General features: G+C 63.2%; 20 protein-coding genes. 17 read left to right on the top strand and 3 right to left on the bottom strand.

The genetic code is table 11. The features are described from left to right. Positions 1-272: 272 nt before the first annotated feature. From NKJ00_RS02540 to NKJ00_RS02525, 4 genes are all read left to right on the top strand, one after another. Positions 273-1,208 (top strand): substrate-binding domain-containing protein, encoded by a 936-nt coding sequence (locus tag NKJ00_RS02540; protein ID WP_023808703.1) that lies wholly within the window; start codon positions 273-275, stop codon positions 1,206-1,208. A 114-nt stretch (positions 1,209-1,322) separates the two neighbouring features. After that, complete coding sequence (locus tag NKJ00_RS02535) at positions 1,323-2,309, top strand: ABC transporter permease (RefSeq protein ID WP_128302453.1); 987 nt, start codon at positions 1,323-1,325, stop codon at positions 2,307-2,309. Between the two features lie 3 nt (positions 2,310-2,312). After that, positions 2,313-3,104: an ATP-binding cassette domain-containing protein gene (locus NKJ00_RS02530; protein WP_023808705.1), complete on the top strand. Its 792-nt coding sequence runs from the start codon at positions 2,313-2,315 to the stop codon at positions 3,102-3,104. Between the two features lie 190 nt (positions 3,105-3,294). Further along, entirely contained in the window at positions 3,295-4,317 is a 1,023-nt protein-coding gene (locus tag NKJ00_RS02525) for a LacI family DNA-binding transcriptional regulator (protein ID WP_128302452.1), read from the top strand. A 329-nt stretch (positions 4,318-4,646) separates the two neighbouring features. On the opposite strand, the gene NKJ00_RS02520 is transcribed toward NKJ00_RS02525, so the two are convergent. Next, complete coding sequence (locus tag NKJ00_RS02520; RefSeq protein WP_023808707.1) at positions 4,647-5,237, bottom strand: TetR/AcrR family transcriptional regulator; 591 nt, start codon at positions 5,235-5,237, stop codon at positions 4,647-4,649. A gap of 243 nt (positions 5,238-5,480) precedes the next feature. Here NKJ00_RS02520 and NKJ00_RS02515 point away from each other — a divergent pair, with 243 nt between their 5' ends. The 3 genes from NKJ00_RS02515 to NKJ00_RS02505 are packed head-to-tail and all read left to right on the top strand — an operon-like array spanning position 5,481 to position 10,072. Beyond that, a complete protein-coding gene (locus NKJ00_RS02515; RefSeq protein WP_352628593.1) occupies positions 5,481-5,735 on the top strand; it encodes a hypothetical protein in 255 nt (84 codons plus the stop codon). Beyond that, positions 5,729-8,905, top strand: a complete 3,177-nt coding sequence (locus NKJ00_RS02510; protein WP_352628591.1) for an efflux RND transporter permease subunit — start codon at positions 5,729-5,731, stop codon at positions 8,903-8,905. The genes NKJ00_RS02515 and NKJ00_RS02510 overlap by 7 nt, the downstream gene beginning before the upstream one ends. A gap of 15 nt (positions 8,906-8,920) precedes the next feature. After that, on the top strand, positions 8,921-10,072 hold the full coding sequence (locus NKJ00_RS02505) for an efflux RND transporter periplasmic adaptor subunit (protein ID WP_352440018.1): 1,152 nt from the start codon (positions 8,921-8,923) through the stop codon (positions 10,070-10,072). Between the two features lie 22 nt (positions 10,073-10,094). Here NKJ00_RS02505 and NKJ00_RS02500 read toward each other — a convergent pair whose 3' ends face one another. Beyond that, entirely contained in the window at positions 10,095-11,027 is a 933-nt protein-coding gene (locus NKJ00_RS02500) for a LysR substrate-binding domain-containing protein (RefSeq protein WP_352628589.1), read from the bottom strand. Positions 11,028-11,129: 102 nt separating this feature from the next. Here NKJ00_RS02500 and NKJ00_RS02495 point away from each other — a divergent pair, with 102 nt between their 5' ends. From NKJ00_RS02495 to NKJ00_RS02460, 8 genes are all read left to right on the top strand, one after another. After that, on the top strand, positions 11,130-11,918 hold the full coding sequence (locus NKJ00_RS02495; RefSeq protein WP_352628587.1) for a HalD/BesD family halogenase: 789 nt from the start codon (positions 11,130-11,132) through the stop codon (positions 11,916-11,918). Positions 11,919-12,024: 106 nt separating this feature from the next. After that, the gene (locus tag NKJ00_RS02490) at positions 12,025-12,717 is read left to right on the top strand and encodes a GntR family transcriptional regulator (RefSeq protein WP_023808713.1); all 693 of its coding nucleotides are present in this window, start codon (positions 12,025-12,027) and stop codon (positions 12,715-12,717) included. A 34-nt stretch (positions 12,718-12,751) separates the two neighbouring features. Continuing rightward, positions 12,752-13,858 carry a mandelate racemase/muconate lactonizing enzyme family protein gene (locus NKJ00_RS02485; protein ID WP_352628585.1) on the top strand — a complete coding sequence of 369 codons (1,107 nt, stop codon included), beginning with the start codon at positions 12,752-12,754 and terminating at the stop codon, positions 13,856-13,858. A gap of 1 nt (position 13,859) precedes the next feature. Then, on the top strand, positions 13,860-15,044 hold the full coding sequence (locus tag NKJ00_RS02480; protein ID WP_352440021.1) for a mandelate racemase/muconate lactonizing enzyme family protein: 1,185 nt from the start codon (positions 13,860-13,862) through the stop codon (positions 15,042-15,044). Positions 15,045-15,281: 237 nt separating this feature from the next. Continuing rightward, entirely contained in the window at positions 15,282-16,946 is a 1,665-nt protein-coding gene (locus tag NKJ00_RS02475; RefSeq protein WP_352440022.1) for an ABC transporter substrate-binding protein, read from the top strand. A 71-nt stretch (positions 16,947-17,017) separates the two neighbouring features. Continuing rightward, positions 17,018-17,971 (top strand): ABC transporter permease, encoded by a 954-nt coding sequence (locus NKJ00_RS02470; protein WP_352440115.1) that lies wholly within the window; start codon positions 17,018-17,020, stop codon positions 17,969-17,971. Then, positions 17,968-18,846 (top strand): ABC transporter permease, encoded by an 879-nt coding sequence (locus NKJ00_RS02465; protein ID WP_352440023.1) that lies wholly within the window; start codon positions 17,968-17,970, stop codon positions 18,844-18,846. Before NKJ00_RS02470 ends, NKJ00_RS02465 begins: the two co-directional genes overlap by 4 nt. Next, positions 18,839-20,881 carry a dipeptide ABC transporter ATP-binding protein gene (locus NKJ00_RS02460; RefSeq protein ID WP_352609385.1) on the top strand — a complete coding sequence of 681 codons (2,043 nt, stop codon included), beginning with the start codon at positions 18,839-18,841 and terminating at the stop codon, positions 20,879-20,881. The genes NKJ00_RS02465 and NKJ00_RS02460 overlap by 8 nt, the downstream gene beginning before the upstream one ends. A gap of 24 nt (positions 20,882-20,905) precedes the next feature. Here the strand turns inward: NKJ00_RS02460 and NKJ00_RS02455 are convergent, their stop codons facing one another. Continuing rightward, complete coding sequence (locus NKJ00_RS02455) at positions 20,906-21,808, bottom strand: LysR family transcriptional regulator (protein WP_352628583.1); 903 nt, start codon at positions 21,806-21,808, stop codon at positions 20,906-20,908. A 114-nt stretch (positions 21,809-21,922) separates the two neighbouring features. On the opposite strand from NKJ00_RS02455, the gene NKJ00_RS02450 reads away from it, so the two are divergent. Beyond that, complete coding sequence (locus tag NKJ00_RS02450; RefSeq protein ID WP_352628581.1) at positions 21,923-23,578, top strand: ABC transporter substrate-binding protein; 1,656 nt, start codon at positions 21,923-21,925, stop codon at positions 23,576-23,578. A 17-nt stretch (positions 23,579-23,595) separates the two neighbouring features. After that, positions 23,596-24,465 carry a DUF427 domain-containing protein gene (locus NKJ00_RS02445; protein WP_502895876.1) on the top strand — a complete coding sequence of 290 codons (870 nt, stop codon included), beginning with the start codon at positions 23,596-23,598 and terminating at the stop codon, positions 24,463-24,465. Positions 24,466-24,468: the final 3 nt, after the last annotated feature.

Genomic DNA, 24,468 nt, shown 5'->3' with positions numbered 1-24,468 from the left:
GGATGATCGCCGGCGTGACCCTTGTCGACGCAGGCCGCGTTCGCGCGACCCGAAACAATCCCACCAATTATCCGACAGTCGGAAAATCACCTCAACTGATGCAATCTGATGGGGCAGCTGATGACGACCCGTCAGGCGCCCACTACACCTGCAAATGGAGGCTTGCCATCCGTCGAAAAAGGGGATGCTCTGACGCATTCAACCGGCGCTGGCAAAAGATGCTGAACAAGGGACGGATTTTGAACTGACCATCTACAACGGGAGGAAATCAAATGCTGACACGGCTAAGACTTGTTCTATACGGCCTGTTGGTGGCGCTGATGGTGATACCAGCAGCGGCACAGGCCAAGACGTTCTACTGGATTTCGCATGGCGGCCCGGCCGATCCGGTCTGGACCTACTTCCTGGCCGGCGCCAAGCAATGGGCCAAGGATACCGGCAACACGGTCAACACCTCGTTCCACAATGGCGACGTCGCCTCACAGCAAGAAGCGGTTCGCGCCGCCCTCTCCGCCAAGGCCGATGGTATCGTCACCACGAGCCCTGATCCGGGCAGCCTGATCGAGATCGTCAAGGAAGCGCGGGCGGCGAAAGTGCCGATCATCAATTTCAACACGCCCGACCCGAAAGCCGACTTCAACGCCTATGTCGGCGGCGACAATGTCACCTTCGGCAAACACTGGGCGCAGTATCTGGTCGACAAAGGCCTGGTGAAGAAGGGCGACTTCGTCTGGATGCCGGTCGAGATCCCCGGCGCCACCTATGGCGTGCAGGAAGAGGAAGGCATCAAGAGCGTCTTCGAGCCGCTCGGCATCACCTATGAAATCACCGAAGCGACGCTCGACCAGGCTGAAGTGATCAACCGCATGGTCGACTACCTCACTGCCAACAAAGCCAAGGTCAAGGCGATCATCGGCCTGGGCGATCTCGTCACCGGCTCGATCAAGCGGGTGTTCGACCAGGTCGGCATCAAGCCGGGCGAAATCCCGGTTGTCGGCTGGGGCAACTCGCTCGACACCACCCAGGAAGTGCTGAACGGCTATGTCAATGCCGGCCAGTGGCAGGACCCGCAGGCGACCAGCTATGTCGCGCTTTCGCTGGCCAATATGGCCGCCGGCGGCATTCCTCCGGGCTTCAACGTCATCACCGGCGCGCTCTACGAAAAAGACACCGCGCAGATCTACGACGACATCCTGTCCGGCAAGTAACATCCAATCTCAACAGTCGCGGCCGCCCAACGGTCGCGACTGGCTCTCCATTTCGCCGAGCCCTTCGCACGCGATGTGCAACGCTCAGCCTTCCACTCATGTCGCGGATTGCCTGTGGAAAATCATTCGCTCGTCCAACGCCTGATCGCACGGCCGGAATTCGGCCCTTTCGTGCTGCTCGTCGTCGAGATCGCCGTTTTCTGGAGTTTCAACCACGACTTCCTGTCGCCGCAGAATATCTCCAATACGCTGGCCTTCACGGTCGAGCTCGGCCTGATCGCGCTGGCGATGACGCTGTTGATGACGTCGGGCGAGTTCGACCTCTCGGTCGGTTCCCTGTTCGGCTTCTCGCCGGTCTTGATGTGGACCCTGTTCAACAGCGGGCTGACCTCCCTTGAGGTCGGCTTTGTCGCCGCGCTGCTGGTCGCCGCCATCATCGGGCTGGTCAATGGCTGGTTCGTGACGCAGCTCAAGATCCCATCCTTCCTGGTGACGCTCGGCATGCTGCTTGTGGTGCGCGGCACCGCCCTTTTCGTCACCGACGGTTTTCCGCAGCGCACCTGGAGTGCGGAGGGCAGCTGGCTGGCCGAAGCGCTGGTCGGCGATTTCTTCATCGGACCGTTCCGCATCTACATGTCGCTGTTCTGGTTCATCGCCGCGGCGATCGCGCTCGGCTATGTGCTGACGCAAAGCCGCACCGGCAACTGGATCCAGGCGGCCGGCGGCAACCCGAGTGCTGCAAGGGCGCGCGGCGTCAATGTCAGCGGCGTCAAGATCGGCCTGTTCGTGCTGTCGTCGGTCATGGCTTCGCTTGCCGGCGTCATCTCGTCGCTGCGCACCTCGGCGGCCAACCCCAACAGCGGCACCGGCTATGAACTGGAAGTTATCGCCATGGTGGTGATCGGCGGTACCGCGCTAACCGGCGGGCGCGGCACGATCATCGGCACCGTGCTCGGCATCCTGATCCTGCGCGTGATGCGCAACGGCATCGTGCTGATCGGCGTGCCCGGTCTTGCCTACAACATCTTCATCGGCGCCATCATCCTTGGCATGATGGCGCTGCATTCATGGCTGGAACGCCGGCATCAGGCAGGGACTTGAACCATGGCCGAGCCACTGATCCGCATGACGAACATCCGCAAGTCCTACGGCCGCGTGCAGGCGCTGGAGGATGCCAATTTCCACGTCAATGAACGGGAGATCGTCGGCTTGCTCGGCGACAATGGCGCCGGCAAGTCGACGCTGATCAAGGTGCTCTCGGGTGCCGTTCCGCTGACCAGCGGCGACATCTTCATCCGCGGCAACAAGGTGAGCCTGCGCAGCACCAGCGACGCCATCGCCCACGGCATCGAGACCATCTACCAGGACTCGGCGCTGGTCACGCAACTGTCGATCGCCCGCAATCTGTTCCTCGGACGCGAGCCGATCAAGTCGCCGCGCTTTCTCAACCGGATGGACCAGGACGCGATGAACACGGTTGCCCGCGACTTGCTCAAGCAGGTCGGCATCTCGAAGAACATCCCGCCGACGACGCCGATCGGCTCGCTCTCCGGCGGCGAGCGCCAGGCGGTGGCGATCGCGCGCGCCATGCATTTCGACAGCGACCTGATCATTCTCGACGAGCCGACCAACAATCTCGGCGTCGCCGAAACACAGGGTGTGCTGAGCTTCGTGCGCAGCGCCCGCGATTCCGGCCATTCCTGCATTTTCATCGCCCACAACATCCACCATGTCTTCCAGGTGGTCGACCGCATCGTCGTCATGCGCCGGGGCAAGGTGGTTGCTGACGACATAGACCCCAAGAAGACCAGCGTGGCGGAGGTCGAACGGATCATTACCGGCATGTCGGACAAGGAGATCCGCGATGCCATCGCCGATGGCAAGCCATCGCACTGAGAATGGTGATGGGCGGCAATCACCCGTCACCTCAGATCGCATCGCTTGTCTGACGCGCCATCGCATGGCGAACAGGATTGCAGCATGAAAGCCACAGTCTCGGATACCGCACGCAACTGCGGGCTGTGGGTTACGGCATGAAAGCCACTGTCTCCGATATCGCTCGTAGCTGCGGGCTGTGGGTTACGGCATGAAAGCCACTGTCTCCGATATCGCTCGTAGCTGCGGGCTATCGACCGCAACGGTCGACCGGGTGCTCAACAACCGGCCGGGTGCGAGTGCGGCCAACCGCCAGCGCGTCATGGAGGCGGCCAAGCAAGTCGGCTATCTGCCGGTCGCCGATCAGGTGACGCTACCCTCGCGGCCCGCCCACCTTGAATTCCTGCTGCCGATCGGCAGCAATGCCTTCATGCGCGATCTCGCCGGGCACATCGAGGACTACGCCGCGCGCCTGCCGCTTGTTGCCTCGTGCCGGATCCATAACCTCGCCGGTATCTCGCCGAACGCGCTGCAGAGCGCTGTCGAAAACCTTTCGCTCAGGGCCAATGGCGTCGGTGTCATCGCCGTCGATCATCCGCGTACGCGCAACATCCTGCACGACATCGTCGATGCCGGCATGCGCCTGGTGACGCTGGTGTCCGATGTTCCGGCGGCACCGCGCGCGGCCTATGTCGGCATCGACAACCGGGTGGCGGGACGAACGGCGGCGCTGCTGATGGGACGCTTCCTTGGCGGCCGAATCGGTCATCTGGCGATGGTCGTCGGCTCACGTTCCTATCGCGGCCACGAGGAACGCGAAATGGGTTTCCGCTCGGTGCTCAGTGAGGAGTTTCCCAATCTGACCGTCAGCAGCGCCGTCGAGGTCAACGACGAGCCCGATGCCAGCTACACCGAGACCATGAAGGCGCTGCACGACGAGCCGGAGCTGCTCGGCATCTATTGCGTCGGAGCTGGGCATTCGGGCGTTGCAAAGGCGATCCGCGAGGCCAGGCCGAACCGCAAGCCGGTGTTCATCTGCCACGACTTGACCAAGGACACGCGTGGTCATCTCGTCGACGACCTGCTCGATGTCGTCATCGACCAGAATGCCAGGCTGATCGCGGAACAGTCGGTCATTCGCCTGCTCGGCTCGATTGCCTCCTCGGCACCCTATCTGACGCGCAAGTTCATCGAACCGCGCTTGATCTTCAGGGAAAACGTCCCCGTGCAGTAATGCGAAATGGCTTGGCTAAACCGGGTTTCCGGATTTGTACGATAATTGGCACGGCAAATCTGCACAGCAGCTATGCAAGTTTCTTTGTTGCCGAATCGTTGGGCAACTCGTAGGTTCTGGTTGTCGGCCATCTACTCCTCCCAGATGCGATGCCGACGCTGAATGGGGTGCACCTCCTCCCGCGCCACATTCGAAAATCGAGCCCGCTGCCACCTCCTCCCGGCAGCGGGCTTTTTTCGTTTGACCGGCAGGAATGGCGGTACAGCGACACCAAAGCACGCCCAGTCATCGCAGATGGAATGACGCACGTTGACAGGCCACGGGTCCCGTCAACCGGCGGCGGCGCCCCGGAAAGAAGCGATCAATCCTTCAGCCATGCGCACGAACTGCGTGCTCGGACCTTCCGAACCCACGGTCTGTACACTAACCCGCGCACCCTCGAGCAGAAGCGACAGCGTATCGGCGAGCAGTTCAGCCTGGCCGATGCCCGCGTCCCGACATAGCGTCACAAGGCGCTCGCGCTGGGCTTCTTTGAGTTCCTTGATCACCAGCCTGGCCGGATGGTCCGGCTCGGTCAGTTCAGCGGCGGCGTTGGCCATGTCGCAGCCGCGCCCGTCCGCATTGAGCATGGCAGCCGCCTTGCGAACCCAGGCATGCAGCTGGGCAAGCTTGTCACCAGGAAATTCGGCATCGAACGCATCCCACATAGCGCCGGCCTTGGCCGCATTGGCGCGCAGGCATTCGACGATCAGTTCGTCCTTGGATTCGAAGTGACGATAGAGCGTCATCTTGTTCGTGCCGGCAGCTTCGGTGATGGCGTCGACGCCGACGCCCTTGATGCCATGCTTGTGGAACATGTCGCGTGCCGTCTCCAGGATCCGATCCCGGGGACGAGAGCGCTCCACGATGCCGTCTGTCATCATGATCTCCTTTCGTTTCCAAAAAACCCTCGGCCACCTCTTGACTAGGGTGTTACCGGTCTGTAACTTCCTGAATGTTACTTACTGGTAACACCTATATCGTCCACCGTCAATAACAAGGCCGTGAACGGCCCTGCCAGACGAGAGGGGCGAGAAACTGCCAATCATGCGGCCTCGGCCGGTGAAGAGATTAAAAACGGTTCGCGAGCATGGGCTGCGAATCGACAGACAAGGAGCCGGCCAATGCCACAGCGCCGCGATCTTACCATAGATGAGGCCGTCCGGGATCCGATGATCCGGCTGGTCATGAAAGCCGATGGCGTCGACCCGCGCGCCTTCGAGACGATGCTGCGCTCGCTTGCCGATGCGCAGCGCAACGAGGTGCCGTTGCTGCATTCGCGGGACGACCTCGGTGACAAGCGCGGTCAAACACTGTCCAGCGTCGCCAGCGCCTTCGGGCGGGCAAGAGCAGCCGGGGAGGCTTGCGTCTCGTGGTAAACTTTTTCATCCACCGTCCGATCTTCGCCTCGGCGATCGCCATCATCATGGTGCTCGCCGGGTCGATTTGTTATTTCCTGCTGCCCGTCTCGCAGTTTCCCGACATCACGCCACCGCAGGTCGTGGTCAGCGCCCACTATCCAGGCGCCAGCGCACAAGTGGTGGCCGATACGGTGACGACGCCGCTGGAGCAGCAGATCAACGGCGTGCAGGGCATGACCTACATGTCGTCGACGAGCTCCAATGACGGCTCCTCGACCATCACCATCACCTTCGATGTCGGCTATTCGCTGAGCACCGCCGCCGTCGACGTGCAGAACCGCGTCTCGCAGGCGGCTTCGTCGCTGCCGGCGATCGTCAACCAGGGCGGCGTGACGATCAAGAAGCAGAATCCGAACTTCGTCCTCATCGTCAACCTGACCTCGCCCGACAGTTCGGTCGATCCGGTGGCACTGAGCAACCTTGCCTATCTGCAGGTGGTCGATCCGCTGAAGCGGCTGCCCGGCGTCGGCGATGTGCAGATCTTCGGCGAGCGGCGCTATTCGATGCGCGTCTGGCTCGATCCCGACAAGCTCGCCAATCTCGGCATCACCGCCGTCGATGTGCAGAACGCCATCGCCGAGCAGAATGTCCAGGTGGCGGCCGGCAAGATTGGCCAATCGCCGGCCCCGGCCGGCACCGCCTTCGAGATGCAGGTCAACGCCGTCGGCCGGTTGAGCGATCCAAAGGAATTCGGCGACATCGTCGTGCGCGCCAATACCGACACCGGCTCGCTGGTCAGGCTGCGCGACGTCGCCCGCATCGAGCTCGGCGCGCTGCAATATTCGTCGTCGGCCTTCTTCGGCAAGGACCCGACCGTGGTGCTTGCCGTCTACCAGATGCCCGGCTCCAACGCGCTCGATCTGCAGCAGCGCGTCAAGGACAAGATGCAGGAGCTGTCGGGCCGCTTCCCGAAGGGCGTGTCCTATGCGATGCACTACGACACGACGCGCTTCGTCTCGGCATCGATGCATGACGTGCTGATCACGCTCGGCGAAGCGCTGGTGCTGGTCGTCGCCGTGGTGTTCCTCTTCCTGCAAAGCTGGCGCACGACGATCATCCCGACCATCGCCATTCCGGTGTCGCTGGTGGCGACGCTGGTCGTCATGGAGATGCTCGGCTTCTCGCTCAACATGCTCTCCCTGCTCGGCATGGTGCTGGCGATCGGCCTCGTCGTCGACGACGCCATCGTCGTGGTTGAGAATGTCGAACGACAGCTGGAGGCCGGGCTCAAGCCGCTTGCGGCGACCAAGGCCGCAATGCGCGAGGTCACCGGACCGATCATCGCCACCACCGCGGTGCTAATGGCGGTGTTCGTGCCGGTCGCCTTCATTCCCGGCGTCTCCGGCAAGCTCTACAACCAGTTCGCGCTGACCGTGGCGATCTCCGTCGGCATCTCCGCCTTCAACTCATTGACGCTCAGTCCCGCGCTCAGTGCGGCCTTCCTGCGCCATCGCGGCGAGACGCAGTTCGCCCCGTTCCGCTGGTTCAATGCCGGCTTCGACAGGCTATCGCACGCCTACGCCAATGGCGTACGCATTCTCATCCGCTTGCGCTGGATCATGCTCGGCCTGTTCGCGGCCGGCCTGGTCGCCACCTACTTCGTCTGGCAGCGGCTGCCCTCGACCTTCCTTCCGGTCGAGGACCAGGGCTATTTCTTCGTCGTCATCCAGTTGCCCGACGGCGCGTCGCTGGAACGCACCGACGCGGTGGCGCAGAAGGCGCGCGACATCCTGCAGGCGACGCCCGGCGTCGAGATTGTCGGCTCGATCAGCGGCCTGAATTTCCTGACCAGTGCGGCGCAGTCGAATTCGGCGGTCGAATTCGCCATCCTGAAGCCCTGGGAGGAGCGCGGCCCCGACCAGAGCGCGTCGAAGCTCGTCGCCGATGTGCGCGGCAAGCTGATGCAGATCCCGAAAGCTTTCGCGCTGAGCTTCGATCCGCCGTCTATCCCGGGTATCGGCACCACAGGCGGCTTCGAATTCGTCGTCGAGGATCTGACCGGCCGCGGCAGTTCAGCCCTCAACGATGCGACGCAAGCCGTGATCGCCGAGGCGCGCAAGCAGCCGGAAATCAACCCGCAGCAGCTGTTCTCGCCGTTCTCGACCTCGACGCCGCAGTTCAACTACGACCTCGACCGCAGCAAGGCCAAACTGCTCGGCCTCAACCTGCCCGATGTCTTCAACACGCTGCAGATCTATCTCGGCTCGCTCTACGTCAACGACTTCAACCTGTTCGGCCGCACCTTCCGGGTGACCATCCAGGCCGACAAGGATGCACGTGCGGGTGCCGCCGACATTTCGCGGCTCTATGTACGCAATGCCTCCGGCGGCATGGTGCCGCTCTCGACGCTGGGCAAACTCGTGCCCTTCGTCGGCCCGGAGACCGTGCCGCATTACAACAACAATGCCTCGGCCTCGATCAATGGCGGTGCCGCACCCGGCTTTTCCTCAGGCCAGGCGGTTGCCGCGATGGAACGGGCCGCCGCCATTGCGCTGCCAAGGGATTTCGGTTTCGAATGGACCGGCATCACCTTCCAGGAGCTCAAGGCAGGATCGATCGCGTCCGTCGTCTTCGGCCTCGCCATCGTCTTCGTCTTCCTGATCCTGGCGATGCAGTATGAGAGCTGGGCGATGCCGTTCATGGTGCTGTTGGCGGTGCCACTGGCCCTGTTCGGCGCCTTCGTGGCCTTGTTGCTGCGTGGCATGCAGATTGACGTCTACTCGCAGATCGGCTTCGTCATGCTGATCGGCCTGGCGGCCAAGAACGCGATCCTGATCGTCGAGTTCGCAAGGCGACGGCGCGAAGAAGGCCTCAGCATCGTCGACGCGGCGATGGAGGCGGCACGGCTCAGGCTGCGGCCGATCCTGATGACGGCCTTCGCCTTCATCCTCGGCGTGCTGCCGCTGATGTTTGCGACCGGCGCCGGTGCGGCAAGCCGGCAGTCGATCGGCACCACCGTGTTCGGCGGCATGGTCGCGGCGACCATCCTGTCGCTGGTGTTCGTGCCGGTGTTCTACGCGGTCATCGAGCAGCTGCGCGAACGCCGCGGCAGTGACGAGCCCGCCTCTCAAGACAATGAACCAACGACTGAGCACGCTATCCCGCCCCTGGCGGAAGCGGCCGAATAAGATTGGAGACTGATCATGCGTAAATGGAAAATCGCGTTGGGAACGGCCGTCGCACTGGGAGCGATCTCGGTGGCCAGCGTCCACCTGCTCGACATGGGCAATCTCAGCCTCAATGCCGGCACGGCCGCAGCGACGCCTGCTCCGGCGGCATTCGTCATGCCGGTGCCGGTGGTCAGCGTCGTCAAGAAGACGATCCCGATCTACCTGGACTACGCCGCGCGGACGGAACCGATCCGCAGCATCACCTTGCAGGCCAGGATTCCAGGCTATCTGCAGGAGCAGGCCGCCGACGACGGTGTCGATGTCCGGCAAGGCGACCTTCTCTACAAGATCTCGCCTGACGACTTCCAGGCGGCTCTCGACCAGGCCAAGGCGCAAGTGCAGCGCGACACGGCGACGCTCGACTATGCCCGGTCCAATCTCGGTCGCGGCACCGAGCTCGCCAAGAGCGGCTACCTCGCCAAGGACGGGTTCGACCAGCGCACCAGCACCTTGCGCGAAGCGCAGGCGTCGCTGGCGGTCAACCAGGCGGCGGTCCGCACGGCAGAGCTCAATCTGGGCTATGCCGAAATCCGCGCGCCGTTTGGCGGGCGCCTGGGCCGCAACCAGGCCTCGGTCGGAACGCTGGTCAGCGTTGCCGGTACCGTGCTCAACACGCTGGTGCAGCTCGACCCGATCTACGTCACCTTCAACCCGAGCGAGACGGATCTGGCCGAGATCGAGCAAGCCCGTGCCAACGGCCCGATCGAAGTGGAGGTCCTGCTCCCCGGCCAGACCGAGGCCAGCCAAAAGGGTGAGCTTACCTTCATCGACAATTCGATCGACCGCTCGACCGGCACCATCACCGCGCGCGCGACGATCGGCAATGGCAAGTTCACGCTGCTGCCGGGCCAATATGTTCGTGTCCGGCTGCATGTGAGAGAGCAGGCCGACGCGCTGATGGTGCCGCAGACGGCGCTGGGCTCGAGCCAGCTCGGCAAATATCTCTATGTCGTCGGCAAGGGCAACACCGTCGACCAGCGGCTGGTTTCGCTAGGACCGACGAGCGGCGATCAGGTCGCCATCCTCAGCGGCGTCGCCGAGGGCGACCAGGTGATCACGGGCAATCTGCAGAAGATCGGACCCGGAGCGCCTGTATCGCCGATACCGGAAAAGCCGGCCACCTGAACACCCCCGTCAGGACCCGGCTTCAGCGCGGCGCCCCGACCTTCCCACAGGTCGCGGGCGCCGCTCGACTGAGCAGTTCCACCAGACCGGCAACATCGGCGCGGTCGGCCTTGGCCGGCGGCATAAACGCACAGTAGGGATGCCCGAGGCGCACCGAGACGGAGGAGAGCGCAATCAGCCGACCGGCCTCCAGATCGGCGCGCGCCATGACCCGCTGGCCAAGGGCGATGCCCAGACCCAGTCTTGCCGAGGCGATCGCCAGGCTGGACAGGCCGACGCGCCGCCCGTGCGACGGGTCGGGCGAGCGACTGCCGCCGGATGCCGCGAACCAGTCCGCCCAGGTCGGGTGCGAGGCATAGTTCGGCCCCCAATTGGTGTGGATGAACTGGCTCTCGTGCAAATCCGCCAGACTGGGATCGCCATTGCCGTGCCGGTGCCAGAATTCCGGTGCACAGACCGGCAGGACATCGTCATGGACGAGACGAACAAGTTTCAGCCCGGGATAGTGATAGTCGCCATAGCTGATGCGCAGATCGATGTTCTGGCGCATCAGGTCGACCGGATCGTCCTCGACCCGAACGTCGATCGCCATCTGCGGAAAGGCATCGAGAAGTACCGCCAGCCTCGGCGCCAGCCACAGTTCGGCCAACGAGAATGGCACACTGACGACCAGACGCGTCCGCACCCCGCCCTCCAGCATGCGCTGGCCTATGGTGGCGATGTCTCCCAAAGCTTTCGCTGTCTGCGGATAGATGGCGTGGCCGGCGTCGGTGAGCGCGATGCGATTGCCGCTACGCACAAACAGCTGCTTGCCGAACCAGCTCTCGAGGTTGCGGATCTGCTGGCTGACCGCCGCCGACGATACGCCGAGTTCAGAGGCGGCCAAAGTGAAGCTGCCGGCACGCGCCGCAACCTCGAAAGCCTTGATCGCATTCAGCGGCGGCAACCGTTCCACATCGAGTCCGTAAGTTTTTCTTGGCCAATCCTAACTATTTTCGACGTTGAGAGAAAGATTTTTTTGCCGTCTCATAAGCTCACAACCTTCGGAGCCATGACGATGAAAGACATCCTCGATCTCAACCGCTATCCGCTCGACCGCGAAGGCAGCGCCGAATGGCAGCGCCTTGTCGAACAATCCGTCGCCGCGCTCGAAGCCGACGGCATGTTCAATCTGGAAGGGTTTTTGCGCCCCGGCGTGGCGGAACAAGCCGTGCGCGAAATCCAGCCGGTGATGGCCGCGCGCTCGCATGCGCACAAGCGCATGCACAACATCTACTTCAAGCCTGACATTCCCGAGCTTGCACCCGACCATCCGGCGCTGCGCAAGGTGGAGACCATCAGTCACACCGTCTGTGCCGACCAGATTCCTGGCAGTGTCGTGCTCGCCATCTACGAATACGAACCGCTACTGCGCTTCCTGGCAGCGACGATGGGCAAGCCCAGATTGCATGTCATGCAGGATCCCCTGGCCCGTACCAACGTCATGGCCTATCGCGCCGGCGAGGCTTTGAACTGGCATTTCGATCGTTCCGAATTCACGACGACGCTGTTGTTGCAGGCAGCGGAGCGTGGCGGCGACCTCGAATACCGCACCGATCTGAGGTCGGACGACAATCCCAACTATGACGGCGTCGCAAGGCTGCTGGAAGGGCGCGACCCCGATTCCAAGATCCTGTGCTTGAAACCGGGCACACTCAATGTCTTCCGCGGCAAGAACACCGCGCATCGCGTCACCACCGTCGAAGGCGAGCGAGAGCGCATGATCGCGGTGTTTTCCTACTATGAGAAGCCCGGCGTGATGTTTAGCGCCGAGGAGCGCGTCGGCTTCTACGGCCGCGCCGCCTGAGACCGAAGAGGCAATATGCCAGCGGCCCCAAGAATCCGAAGATGACCTCTTGTTAGATTGTCGACAATCTGCTTGTCTTGCTTTCGATTTCCCTGGGAGCGGCCGAATGGCGAAAGCGGATTTCAGTCCGATTGCGGACACGACGCGACGCGCCGAGATCGTCGCGCTGTTGCGGCGCGCGATCCTGACCGGGCAGCTCGCACCCGGCCAGAAGCTCAACGAGCTGCGGATTTCCGAACAGATGCGGGTCAGCCGCGCGCCGTTGCGCGAGGCAATGCGCGAGCTGGTGCAGGAAGGCATCCTGACCAGCATCCCCTATGCCGGCACGTTCGTCATCGAGGTCACGGCCAAGGACATCGATGATGCCTATTCGTTCAACAAAGTGATGGACGAGCTGGCCATCGAGCGGGCGTGGCCGCTGCGCGACCAGCGCTTCTTCGATGAGCTCGACCGGCGCCACGAAGCCGTGAAGCAGGCGACCCGTGCGTTGGACACGACACGCCAAATCGAAACCGCGCTGCAACTGCATGGCCTGATCTACGAATGGGCCGACAATTCGGTGCTGCTGGAAACCTGGCAGCGGCTGACCAGCCGGTTGCAGATGTATTTTGCGCTCCACCAGCATGCCCGCAATGAGCCGGTGCCGGCCGAAGACGTTCACGAAACCTATGTGCGGTTGCTGAAGGGCAAGGACATGCGTGCAGCCCAGCGCCATGCCAGGGAGCACATCGATCTCGATTTCGAGGAGTTGCTTGCCTACGCGCGCGGCCTCGAACAACGCCCGTCGAGGGGCGCCTGACCCGTTCCCAACTCACAGACAGCGGACAAGACACGTGCAGATCGAAACCATCAAGGCCTACCACGTCGTGCAGCCCTTCGTGGACGGGCCATACCGCATGTCGAAGGGGCGCGAAGCCGACGCATTCGACGCGGTGATCGTGTCGATCACCTCAGACAGCGGCCTCACCGGCTGGGGCGAGATGGCGCCGCTCGGCAATTTCTATTCGGCAGCCTTCCCGGCCGGCACCCGCGCCGGCGTGCCCGAAATCGCGCCGCACCTTATCGGCCACGATCCGCGCGGGCTGGCAAGCATCGGGCGGCTGATGGATACGGTGTTCAAGGGCCATCCCTACATCAAGTCAGCGCTCGACATGGCCTGCTGGGATCTGGCGGCACGAGCCGCCGACGTGCCGCTGGTAACGCTGCTGGGCGGCAAGGAGAGCGAGACGGCCGAACTCTACAAGGTCGTCACCCATGGCAGCGTCGACGCCATGGCCGCGCTGGCCAAGCGGATCGTCAAAGACGGCTTCCACCGGCTGCAGGTCAAGGTCGGCGGCAATGTGCATGACGACATCGAGCGTGTCACCGCGGTCGCCGCCTCGGTGCCGAAAGGCACGGTCATCTTCTGCGACGCCAATGCCGGCTGGACGCCCTATCAGGCGCGCCAGTTCGCCGACGCCACGCGCGCCATCGACTACACGTTCGAGCAGCCCTGCACGACGATCGACGAGAACATGTCGGTTCGCCGCATGCTCGACAAACCGATGGTGCTCGACGAATCCGTCACCTCGCTCGAGGCGATGCTGGAAATCCACCGCCAGGGCGCGGCCGACGGGCTAACGCTGAAGATCTCGCGGCTGGGCGGCGTGACCAAGACCCGTCAGATCCGCGATGTTGCCGTCGATTTGGGTTTCATGATCACGGTCGAGGACACTGGTGGCGCCGAGATCGACACCGCTGCGATGGCACACCTGTCGCTGTCGACGCCCGAGGAGCGCCGGCTGCACGCCATCGCCTTCCATGAATGGGTGACGGTGCGCACGGCGTCGAACATGCCGCCGGTCACCGGTAGCCGCATGGGCATTCCGGACGGACCGGGCCTCGGTATCGACGTCGTTCCCGATCTGCTGGGCAAGCCTTTCTTCGAAGTCGGCCGCTGAGATGAAAATCCGCAGCATCAAAGCCACGCCGATCAATTTGCGCCTCGAGGCGCCCTATGCCTGGGTGTTCGGCGAACTCGACGGATTTTCGCCGACCATCGTCGAAGTCGAGACGGAGGATGGCTTGATTGGCCTCGGCGAAGCGCCGACGCCGGCGGCGGCCGCGATCATCAACGATGTCCTGGCGCCATGGCTGGTCGGGCGCGATGCCTTCGACATCGCCGGCGCCGAGCATGTCTGCCTGCCCTTCTGGACCGGCGTGCAGTCGATCAACGACCGCACCCGCATCATGGCTTTCGGCGCCATCGAGATGGCTTTGTGGGACCTGCGCGGGAAGGCGTGGAACCAGCCGCTCTACCAGTTGCTCGGCGGCGCCGTGCGCAAGGACATCCCGTTCACCGACTATTTTTCGCTGCGCGGTGACGGGCCAAAGGTGAAGGGCGAGACGACGCCGGAGGAAGTCGCCGACTATTGCGTCGAATTGCACGAGACGCATGGAACGACCTTCTTCGAAGGCAAGTTCTCGACCGAAGATCCGAAAATCTCGCTCAGGATGGTCGAGCTGATCCGCAAGAAACTCGGCGACGATGCGATGATCCGCATCGATTCCAACCAGGCCTATTCGCTCAGCACCGCGCGTCGCCTAGCGCGGTCGCTGGAAGACCTCGGCGTGCGCAACTGGGAGGATCCGGTGGCGACGATCGAGGAGATGCGCGAATTGCGGCGCCATTGCTCGATCCCGTTTTCGACCCACAACATCGACATTGCGCGCGCCATGGAAACCAAGGTGCCGGACGCCTTCGTCGGCAACCCGACGACGCATGGCGGCATAGGCCGGCTGTTGCGCTTCGTCGGCGCCTGCGAGCATGCCGGCATCGATTTCTGGTGCTACAGCGGTGACAGCGGCATCGGCAGTGCCGCCTATCTGCACCTGTGCGCGGCACTAGGCTGGATCAGGGAGCCTAACCAGTCGCTGTTTCGCATGCTGCCGATGGATGTCACCGAGGAAGGGCCGTTTTCGCCGAGAAACAATTTCGTGCGCGTTCCGGAAGGTCCCGGTCTCGGCGTCACCTTATCGCGCGAAAACCTCGCTGCCTGTCACAGAGACTTTACCGAGAAAGGACCGTGCAACAAGTATCATGACCCGGCAAAGCCCGGAACCTATCGCCGTTTGCCGCTGAACTAGATGACGGCAAGACCGACGGCCAGGCACGAGAAGCCAACCACCGCGACTTCGGCCGGGAAGGTTGGACAAAGACGATGGAAGCAGTGCAGCCAGCAATCCGGCGCGTCCGTGCCACGACTAGATACCGGGCAAAACCGCATGCTAAGATTCCGATCGACAGGCCTCTCTGGCGATCCGAAATGGAGCAATCCACGAAATTTCGTCAACCATAAGAAATAGGGGAAAGGGTAAAAACCCATGAGCAAGAACTACACCATTCTCGACCTGATCCGGCGCAATCGCACGCCGCTTGAAAATCACCTGATCGACGGCCTTGTCGACGGTCGTGTCAGCCGCCGCGACTTCGTCCGTCACGGCAGCCTGCTCGGCCTGTCGCTGCCGCTGCTGGGCCGTATCGGCATGGCAGCCGGCCTCAGCGGCATGCCGTCGCTGGCGCGCGCCCAAGGCGCGCCCGGCGCCACCATCCGCGTCGCCAGCAGCGTGCCGGCAGCGACAATCGACCCGGTCACCATCGCTGACGCAGGCGGCCTGCTGGTCATGCAGCAGGTTGCCGAATTCCTTTGCGTCGACGGCCCTGACCTCGTTCTTCAGCCGGCCTTGGCCGAAAGCTGGAAGCCGAACGACAATGGCACCGTTTGGACCTTCAAGCTGCGCAAAGGCGTAAAATTCCACAGCGGCGGCGAGATGAAAGCCGACGATGTCGTGGCCAGCATCGACCGCCTTGCCGATCCGGCCAATTCGTCCAATGCGCTGTCGGTGTTCACCGGCATCCTGCAGAAGGGCGCCTCGAAGAAGGTCGACGACTACACGGTGGAATTCCACCTCGATGCGCCGAACGGCAACTTCCCCTACATGCTGTCGTCCGACAACTATAACGCCGTCATCATCCCGGCGAGCTACAAGGGCGACTATGAAAAGAGCTTCGACGGCACCGGGCCGTTCAGAATAGAGAAATACACGGCAAAGGTCGGTGCGTCCTTCGTCCGCAACGAGGACTATTGGGGGCCGAAGGCGCTGCCGGAACGCACCGAGTTCACCTTCTTCACCGACATGCAGCCGCAGATCCTGGCGCTGCAGGGCGGCCAGGTCGACATCATCAACCAGATGCCGGTGCTGGCCGGCGTCGCTCTGCTCAACGATCCCAACGTCGACATCATCAGCTTGAAGTCGTCAGCCCATCAGCAACTGCACATGCGCTGCGACGAGGGCCCGTTGAAGGATGCGCGCGTGCGCCGTGCCATTGCGCTCTGCCTCGATCGCGACAAGCTGGCCGCCGGCCTCATGAAGGGACGCTCCGCTCTGGGCAATGACAGCCCATTCGCCGCCGTCTATCCTTCGACCGATACGAGCGTGCCGCAACGCAAGCAGGATATCGCCCAGGCCAAGCAGCTCATGGAAGCAGCCGGCTTTGGCCAGGGCTTCAAGATAACCCTGACCACCGAACGCTACCTAGAAATCCCTGAATACGCCCAGCTCATCCAGAACTGGGTCAAGGAGATCGGTGTTCAACTCGACCTCAATATCCTCGACCAGAGCGGCTATTACGGAGACGCGGTGTTCGGCAAGTCGAACTGGCTGGATTCGGTGATGGGCATCACCGACTATGGTCACCGCGGCGTGCCGAATGTCTATCTCGCGGCACCGCTGAAGAGTGAAGGCACCTGGAACGCGGCACACTTCAAGAACAAGGACTATGATGCGCTGGCGACCAGCTACATCGCGGCCCTTGACCTCGAGGCGCAGAAGGCCGACGCCGGCAAGATCCAGAAGCTGCTGCTCGAGGAAACGCCTGTCATCTTCGGCTATTTCTACGACTATCTGACGGCGACGGCGAAGGGCGTGGCCGGCGTACAGCCGACCGCCATGTCGCAGCTGTTCCTCGATAAGGCATCGAAGGCCTGAGCGGAAAGGAAAAGCCAATCCTCTAACAGCCAGCTCCCGCATGGGGGCTGGCTCCACAAGGAGTCCTAGCCATTCTCTCCTTCCTTGTCCGGCGTGTCTCGCTGTCGCTCGTCACGCTGTTCCTGCTCAGCATCATGGTGTTCCTGGGCGGCCAGGTGCTGCCCGGCAATGTCGGGCGCGCAATATTGGGTCCGTTCGCAGACCAGCGCGCGGTCGACACGCTCAATCACACGCTCGGTGTCGATCGTCCGCTGCTGGCGCAGTATTGGAGCTGGATCTCCAATTTCGTCCAGGGCGACATGGGCACGTCCTACATCTTCCGCTCGCCGGTCGCGCCTTTCGTCATCGATGCGCTCGGCAATTCGATGAAGCTGGCGGCGGTCGCCTTCGTTCTGGTGGTGCCGATCGGCATTCTCGGCGGCGTCATTGCAGCGCTCAACCTCAACCGGCCGCTCGATCGCATCATCAGCCTTGGCGGCCTGTCGGTGACGGTGCTGCCGGAATTCGTCACCGGCATCATCCTGATCCTGATCTTCGGCGTGTGGCTGCGCTGGCTGCCGATCTCGGCCGCATGGCCGCGCGATGCCGGCTTCTTCACGCAGCTCTATTACCTGATCCTGCCCTCGCTGCCGCTGTTCCTGGTGCTGTTCGGCTACATCGCCCGCATGGCACGCTCCGGCATGATCGAGGCGCTCGATTCCGACTACACTCGAACGGCCGTGCTGAAGGGCCTGCCCTGGCGCACGGTGATCTGGCGGCATGTGCTGCGCAACGCGCTGCTGCCGACCATCACTGTCATCGCGACGCAGACCGGCTACCTCATCGGCGGCCTTGTCGTCATCGAAACGCTGTTTCGCTATCAGGGAATCGGGTCGCTGATCTTCACCGCCGCGCGCGGCAAGGATTTCCCGATGCTGGAGTCGGGCATCCTCACCATCGGCATTGTCTATGCCGTGGCCACCCTTGTCGCCGACTTCCTCTATTCCGTGCTCAATCCGCGTATCCGTCTGGGGTCAGATCAATGAGCGCCGTCCAAACCAGCTCTCCGACACCAGACGACACGCGCCGGCGCGGCCCGCTGGCGGAGGTCTTTTTCTCGCTGTTGCGCTCCCGAACATTCCTTGTTGGTTTCGCCATCGTGCTGTTCTGGGTTGCCTGTGCGCTGTTCGGCGAGCATTTCGCACCTTATGATCCACTTGCGGACGACATCATCAACGCGCTGGCGCCGCCCTCTTCCGAACACTGGTTCGGCACCGACCAGATCGGCCGCGACGTCTTCTCGCGCGTCATCGTCGGTTCGCGCGACATCCTGACCGTCGCACCGCTGGCAACCTTGCTGGCGACAGTGGCCGGCACGGCGCTCGGCCTCCTTACCGGCTATTTTCGCGGTCTCGTCGACGATGTCGTCAGCCGCATCCTGGAAGCCTTCATGGCGATCCCGGTGGTCATCGTCGCGCTGCTGGCCATCGTTGCGCTCGGCACCTCGAAGACGACCGTCATCGTCGTCATCGGCCTGAGCTTCGCGCCGATCATCGCGCGCACCGTGCGCTCGGCGGTGCTGGCCGAGCGCGAACTCGACTATGTCGCCGCCGCACAGCTTCGGCATGAAAGTGCGCTGCATACGATGTTCGTCGAGATCCTGCCCAACGTCATCCCGCCGATCCTGGTCGAAACCACCGTGCGGCTCGGCTATGCCATTTTCGCCGTCGCCACGCTCTCCTTCATGGGCTTTGGCATCCAGCCGCCCTCGCCCGACTGGGGGCTGTCGATCTCCAACAATTACGGCATGATCGGCGGCGGCTTCTGGTGGACGGTGCTGTTCGATGCGCTCGCCATCGCTTCGCTGGTGATCGGCGTCAATCTGGCGGCCGACGGCGTTCACGGAGCGCTCAATGACTAACTCCGCCAAGGCCGGAAACGCACTCGAACTCACCGATCTTTCGGTTGCCTACCGCGTCGCCGGCCGCAATCGCGCCGTTCTGCGCAACCTCAGCCTCACCATCGGCCAGGGCGAAGCCTATGGGTTGGTCGGCGAATCCGGTTGCGGCAAGTCGACAGTGGCGCTCACTGTCGTGCGTTATCTTCCTAGAAACGGTTCCATCACCGGCGGCGCCATCTCCCTCGATGGCCAGAATGTGATGAAGCTGGACGCCGAGGCGCTCAGGCGGGCGCGCGCGGAAAGCGTCTCCATGGTCTATCAGGACCCGGGCAAGGCGCTGAATCCGTCGATCCGCGTCGGCCGTCAGCTGACCGAGATTTTTGAACTCGGCGGCATTTCGGGACAAGCGGCCACCGACCGGGCGATTGCGATGCTGAACCGCGTGCGCATCTCCGACCCCGTCAGCGTCATGCAGCGCTACCCGCACCAGCTTTCCGGCGGCATGCAGCAACGCGTGGCGATTGCCATGGCGCTGGCCAACGATCCGTCGATGCTGATCCTCGACGAGCCGACCACCGGCCTCGATGCGACGGTGGAGGCCGAAGTGCTCGACCTGATCGCACAGCTCAGGCAGGAACTGTCGGCCTCTATCCTGTTCATCAGCCACAACCTCGCGGTCGTTTCCAACATGTGCGACCGGGTTGGCGTGCTCTATGCCGGCATGCTGGTCGAGGAAGGGCCGACGGAGGTCGTGTTCAACGATCCGCGCCATCCCTACACGGTGGCGCTGCTGCGCTGCCTGCCGCGCGGTGGCCAGCGCAAGGATCAGGGCCGCCTCGACACCATTCCGGGGTTTCTGCCCGGCATCGGGGCCGACATCAAGGGCTGCGCCTTCGCCGACCGCTGCGCGCTCGCCGACGACCGTTGCCGCACCGAATTGCCGCCGCTCTATGATCTGAGTGACGAACGCGGGAGGCGCTTGTCACGCTGCCACTATCACGACAAGGCGCAAGCGTTGCCGCGTGCGACACCGAGCGATGTGGCGCCGGCGCCAAAGGTGGCAGCAGCACCGGTGCTGCGCGTCGCCGGGCTGAACAAGACCTATGCCAGCCACGGCCATGCACTGCGCGCCGTCAAGGACGTCTCGCTTGATCTCAGACCCGGCGAGACGCTCGGGCTGGTCGGCGAGTCCGGCAGCGGCAAGACGACCTTTGCCAGGCTGCTGCTCGGCCTGGTGCCGCCAGACGCAGGCGGCACCATCGAGCTTGAGGGCAAGGCCCTGGCGCCCAGGCTGGAGAACCGCAGCGACGACCAGATCAAGGCGATGCAGATCGTCTTCCAGAATCCGGATTCGGCGCTCAATCGTTCGCATTCGATCCGCCACCTGATCGGCCGCGCGCTGAAGCGGCTGGCGGGTTTGAGCGGCAAGGCACTAGAGGTCCGCCTCAACGACCTCGTCCGCTCGGTGCGGCTCACCGACCGGCATCTTGCCGTCAAGCCGCGCCAGCTCTCCGGCGGCCTGAAGCAGCGCGTCGCCATCGCGCGCGCCTTCGCCGGCGATCCGCGCATCGTCGTCTGCGACGAGCCGACCTCGGCCCTCGACGTGTCGGTGCAGGCGGCCATCCTCAATCTGCTCGCCGACCTGCAGTCGAAGGAAGACGTCAGCTACATCTTCATCTCGCACGACCTTGCCGTGGTTCGTTACCTCTCCGACAAGATCGCCGTGCTCTATCTCGGCCGCATCATGGAACTCGGACCGTCGGAAGACGTCTTTTCCGGGCCGCATCACCCCTATACCGAAGCGCTGCTGTCGGCCGTGCCCAAACTCGACCAGACCGAGACGGCACGCATTCGTCTCGACGGCGAAATCCCCAGCGCCACCAACCCGCCCTCGGGCTGCGTGTTCCACACGCGCTGCCCGCGAAAGATCGGCCCGATCTGCGAACAGCAGGAGCCGCCGCTCAGCGAGGCCCAGCCTGGACATTCGATCCGCTGCCACATCCCCTACGCCGAACTGGCCAGGTTGCAGCGGGCGGTCGCAACCGAGCCGGCATAGCGCTGCGCTTCCGTGGCTTGGTAGTCAGATCTGGCCTGCCATGCTCAGGGAACGATCCCCTTCTGAAAAGCCCTGCCCTTCGGCCCAGTCTCTGGCCAGCGTGCGAAGCCCAGTCAAAGCGACATCCAGGACATCCGAAGACACGGGATTCGAGGGATAGGCGAGGTAGATCGGCCGCTGGAATACCGGTGTGTTGTCGATGCGCCGCATCTCACCGCGCTCGATATGGCCGCTGACGGCGCTGAGCGGCAGATAGGCGGCGGCTTGCTGCGACAGGACATGCTGGAGGCCGATGAAGACCAGCCCGGCCGATATGGCCGGCTTGACCATGCTGGCAAAGGCGCGGTCGTGCTCGATGCGGAATTCCAGTCCCCAGTCCATCAGAATGTAGTTTTCGGTCCACGGCTTGGTCTGCGCAGCATGCTGGACAAGCACGACCTGATCGACGGCCAGCGTCTCGTAGACGATGCCGGGATGCGGTCGCGGAAGATAGAGGATGCAGATGTCGAGCAGGCCTTCCGCCAGCTGGTCGATCGCCGAGTCCGGAAAGCTGCCCTCCAGCCGCAGCGCCACGTTCGGCCGCCTAGTGCGCATCCACTCGACCCATGGCGAGGTGATGCGGTCCCACAGATAGGCCGGCGCGGTCAGCCGCAGCAAGGTCTCGTAGCCATGGGGAACGGCAATGTCCTGCCGCGATTGCTCCCAGGTGCGGGTGATCGACGAGGCATGCGGCAGGAACTGCCGGCCGGCCGGCGTCAGCGTGACACCATCGCGATCGCGCACGAACAGCCGGCGCCCCAACTGTTCCTCCAGCCCTCTGATCCGTGCGCTGACGGTGGACTGGGCGAGATTGAGCCGGCTGGCCGCGACGGTGAAGCTGCCATGGGTGGCAACTTCGAGAAAGCTGCGCAGATTTTCAGTGTCCATGCCTCGCCCCTTGCATCGAAAATTTCGATGACCCCTATCAAAAAATATCGCTTTCCGGCCGCGGTCAACAATGAACTAGATGGCTTGGCCCCACGACTAGCGAGGAATGCAGCCATGCCAAGGCATTTCAGGATAATCGATGCCGCTCGCAGGAATCTGACCGCAATCGAAAATTCCGCTATCGACGAATTGCTGGCCGGCAGGATGGGCCGGCGCGACTTCCTGCGCCATGGCAGCGTGCTCGGCCTCTCGCTGCCGTTCCTGGGCAGCCTCGTCGCTGCTGTCGGCCTTGGCACGCAGCAGGCACGCGCCGAGGGCAAGCCCGGCGGCACCGTGCGCGCCGGCGTGGCGACGCCGGGCGGCGCCATCGATCCCGTCACCTACTATGACAGCGGCAGCTACCAGCTGGTTTTCCAGACCGCCGAATTTCTCTGCATCACGCAGCCAGATCTCACCTTGAAGCCGGTGCTGGCGGAGAGCTGGTCGCCGAACGAGGACGGCAGCGTGTGGACCTTCAAGCTGCGCAAGGGCGTGAAATTCCACAATGGCGAGGACTTCAAGGCCGACGATGTCGTCGCAACCTTCGACCGGCTGGCCGATCCCAACGGCGCTTCCAATGCGCTATCGGTGTTCAAAGGCCTGCTGTCGAAGGGTGGCACCCAGAAGGTCGACGATCACACCGTCGCCTTCCATCTCGATGCGCCGAATGGCAGCTTTCCCTATTCGGTGTCGATCGATAATTACAACGCCGTCATCCTGCCGGCGAGCTACAAGGGCGACTACGAAAAGACCTTCGAGGGCACCGGGCCGTTCCGGCTGGAAACCTACACGCCCAAGGTCGGCGCGACCTTCATCCGCAACCCAGACTATTGGGGTGAGAAAGCGCTGCCCGACCGGCTCGAGTTCAAGTTCTACGGTGACGTGCAACCGCGCATCCTGGCGCTGCAGGCGGGCGAGGTCGACATTCTCGATGCCGTTCCGCTCGATGTCAGCCAGGTCGTGCTGAACAGTCCTGATATCACCGTGTTGCGTGTCGCTTCGACCGCGCACCGCCAGCTTCACATGCGCTGCGACACCGGCCCGTTCACCGACAAGCGCGTGCGCCAGGCGCTGGCGCTGTGCATCGACCGCTCCAAGCTGGTCGACGGCTTGTGCCGCGGCATGGCGGCGACCGGGAATGACAGCCCGTTCGCGCCGGCCTTCCCTGCGACCGACAAGTCGGTGCCGCAACGCGTCCAGGAGATCGCCAAGGCCAAGCAGTTGCTCGAGGCGGCGGGTCTCGCCGAAGGCTTCGACATCACGCTGACCACGCTGCGCTATTCCGACATTCCGGGCTATGCGCAATTGTTCCAGAATTTCGCCAAGGAAATCGGTGCCCGCATCTCGCTCAACATCGAGGACCAGGACAAATATTACGGCAAGGCGGTGTTCGGCCAGTCGGACTGGCTGGACAGCCCGCTCGGCATTACCGACTACGCGCATCGCAGCGTGCCGAACGTGTTTCTCAAGAGCCCGCTGGTCAGCGACGGCCCGTGGAACGCGGCGCATTTCAAGAGCCCGGCCTATGACGGCATGGTCACCAGCTATCTGAAGGCGCTCGACGTCGGCGCGCAGCGCGCTGCCGCCTCCGACATCCAGAAACTGCTGCTCGACGAGACGCCTGTCATCTTCAGCTATTTTCCCGATCTGCTGGTGCCGGTGCGCAAGAATGTCAGCGGACTGCCGCCAATCGCCGCCGGGCTGCTGCTCGATCGCGTGTCATTGAGCTGATCGTGCCCCAACGCCCGATGACAAAAGAAAAGAAACGGGAGACTACCATTCGCAAGCCCCATCTGCGCGGCCGCGGGCCGCATTTTCCGCCACTCGACTCGATCACCCAATATGATTTCGAGCCGGGCTATGTCGCCTTCACCATGCCGACGCAGAAGCGGTTGCGCGTGCAGGTCGGATCGATGATCGTCGCCGACACGGTCAACGCGCTGGTGCTCTACGAGTCCGACCATCTGCCGGTCTACTATTTCCCGATGAGCGACGTGCGCGAGGAGTTCCTGCTGCCGAGCAAGACGACGACGGAGGACCCATTCAAAGGCATAGCCAGCCACTATTCGCTCAACACCGGCATCACGCTGGTCGAGGACGCGGCCTGGCGCTATCTCGATCCGGTCAAGGGCTGTCCGCCAATATCGGACTATATGTCGTTCACCTGGAGCAAGATGGGACACTGGTTCGAGGAGGACGAGGAAATCTTCGTCCACGCTCGCGATCCGTTCCGCCGGGTCGACTGCCTGCCGTCGTCGCGGCGCGTCCAGGTCATTCTCGACGGCGAACAGGTCGCCGATTCACGCCGCGGCGTGTTCCTGTTCGAGACCGGCCATCCGGTGCGCCACTATCTGCCGATCGCCGACACGCGGCTCGATATGTTCGCGCCCAGCCGCTACATCTCGCGTTGCCCCTACAAGGGCATCTCCAACTACTACCACGTGACGACGAAGGCCAAGCGTCACGAGAACCTGGTCTGGTATTATCCCGAGCCGGTGCACGAGGCGGAGCGCATCAAGGGGCTGGTCTGTTTCCACCACGAACTGGTCGACAAGATCCTGGTCGATGGCGTCGAAATCCCGAAGGAAGCCACGGCCGCTTCGAGCGGTTATTTCTGAGCA

The sequence above is a fragment of the Mesorhizobium sp. M0227 genome (assembly GCF_040321855.1).
Taxonomy (GTDB): domain Bacteria; phylum Pseudomonadota; class Alphaproteobacteria; order Rhizobiales; family Rhizobiaceae; genus Mesorhizobium.
The sequence above is the reverse complement of the archived record's forward strand: the minus strand, read 5'-3'. Positions and strand labels throughout refer to the sequence as shown.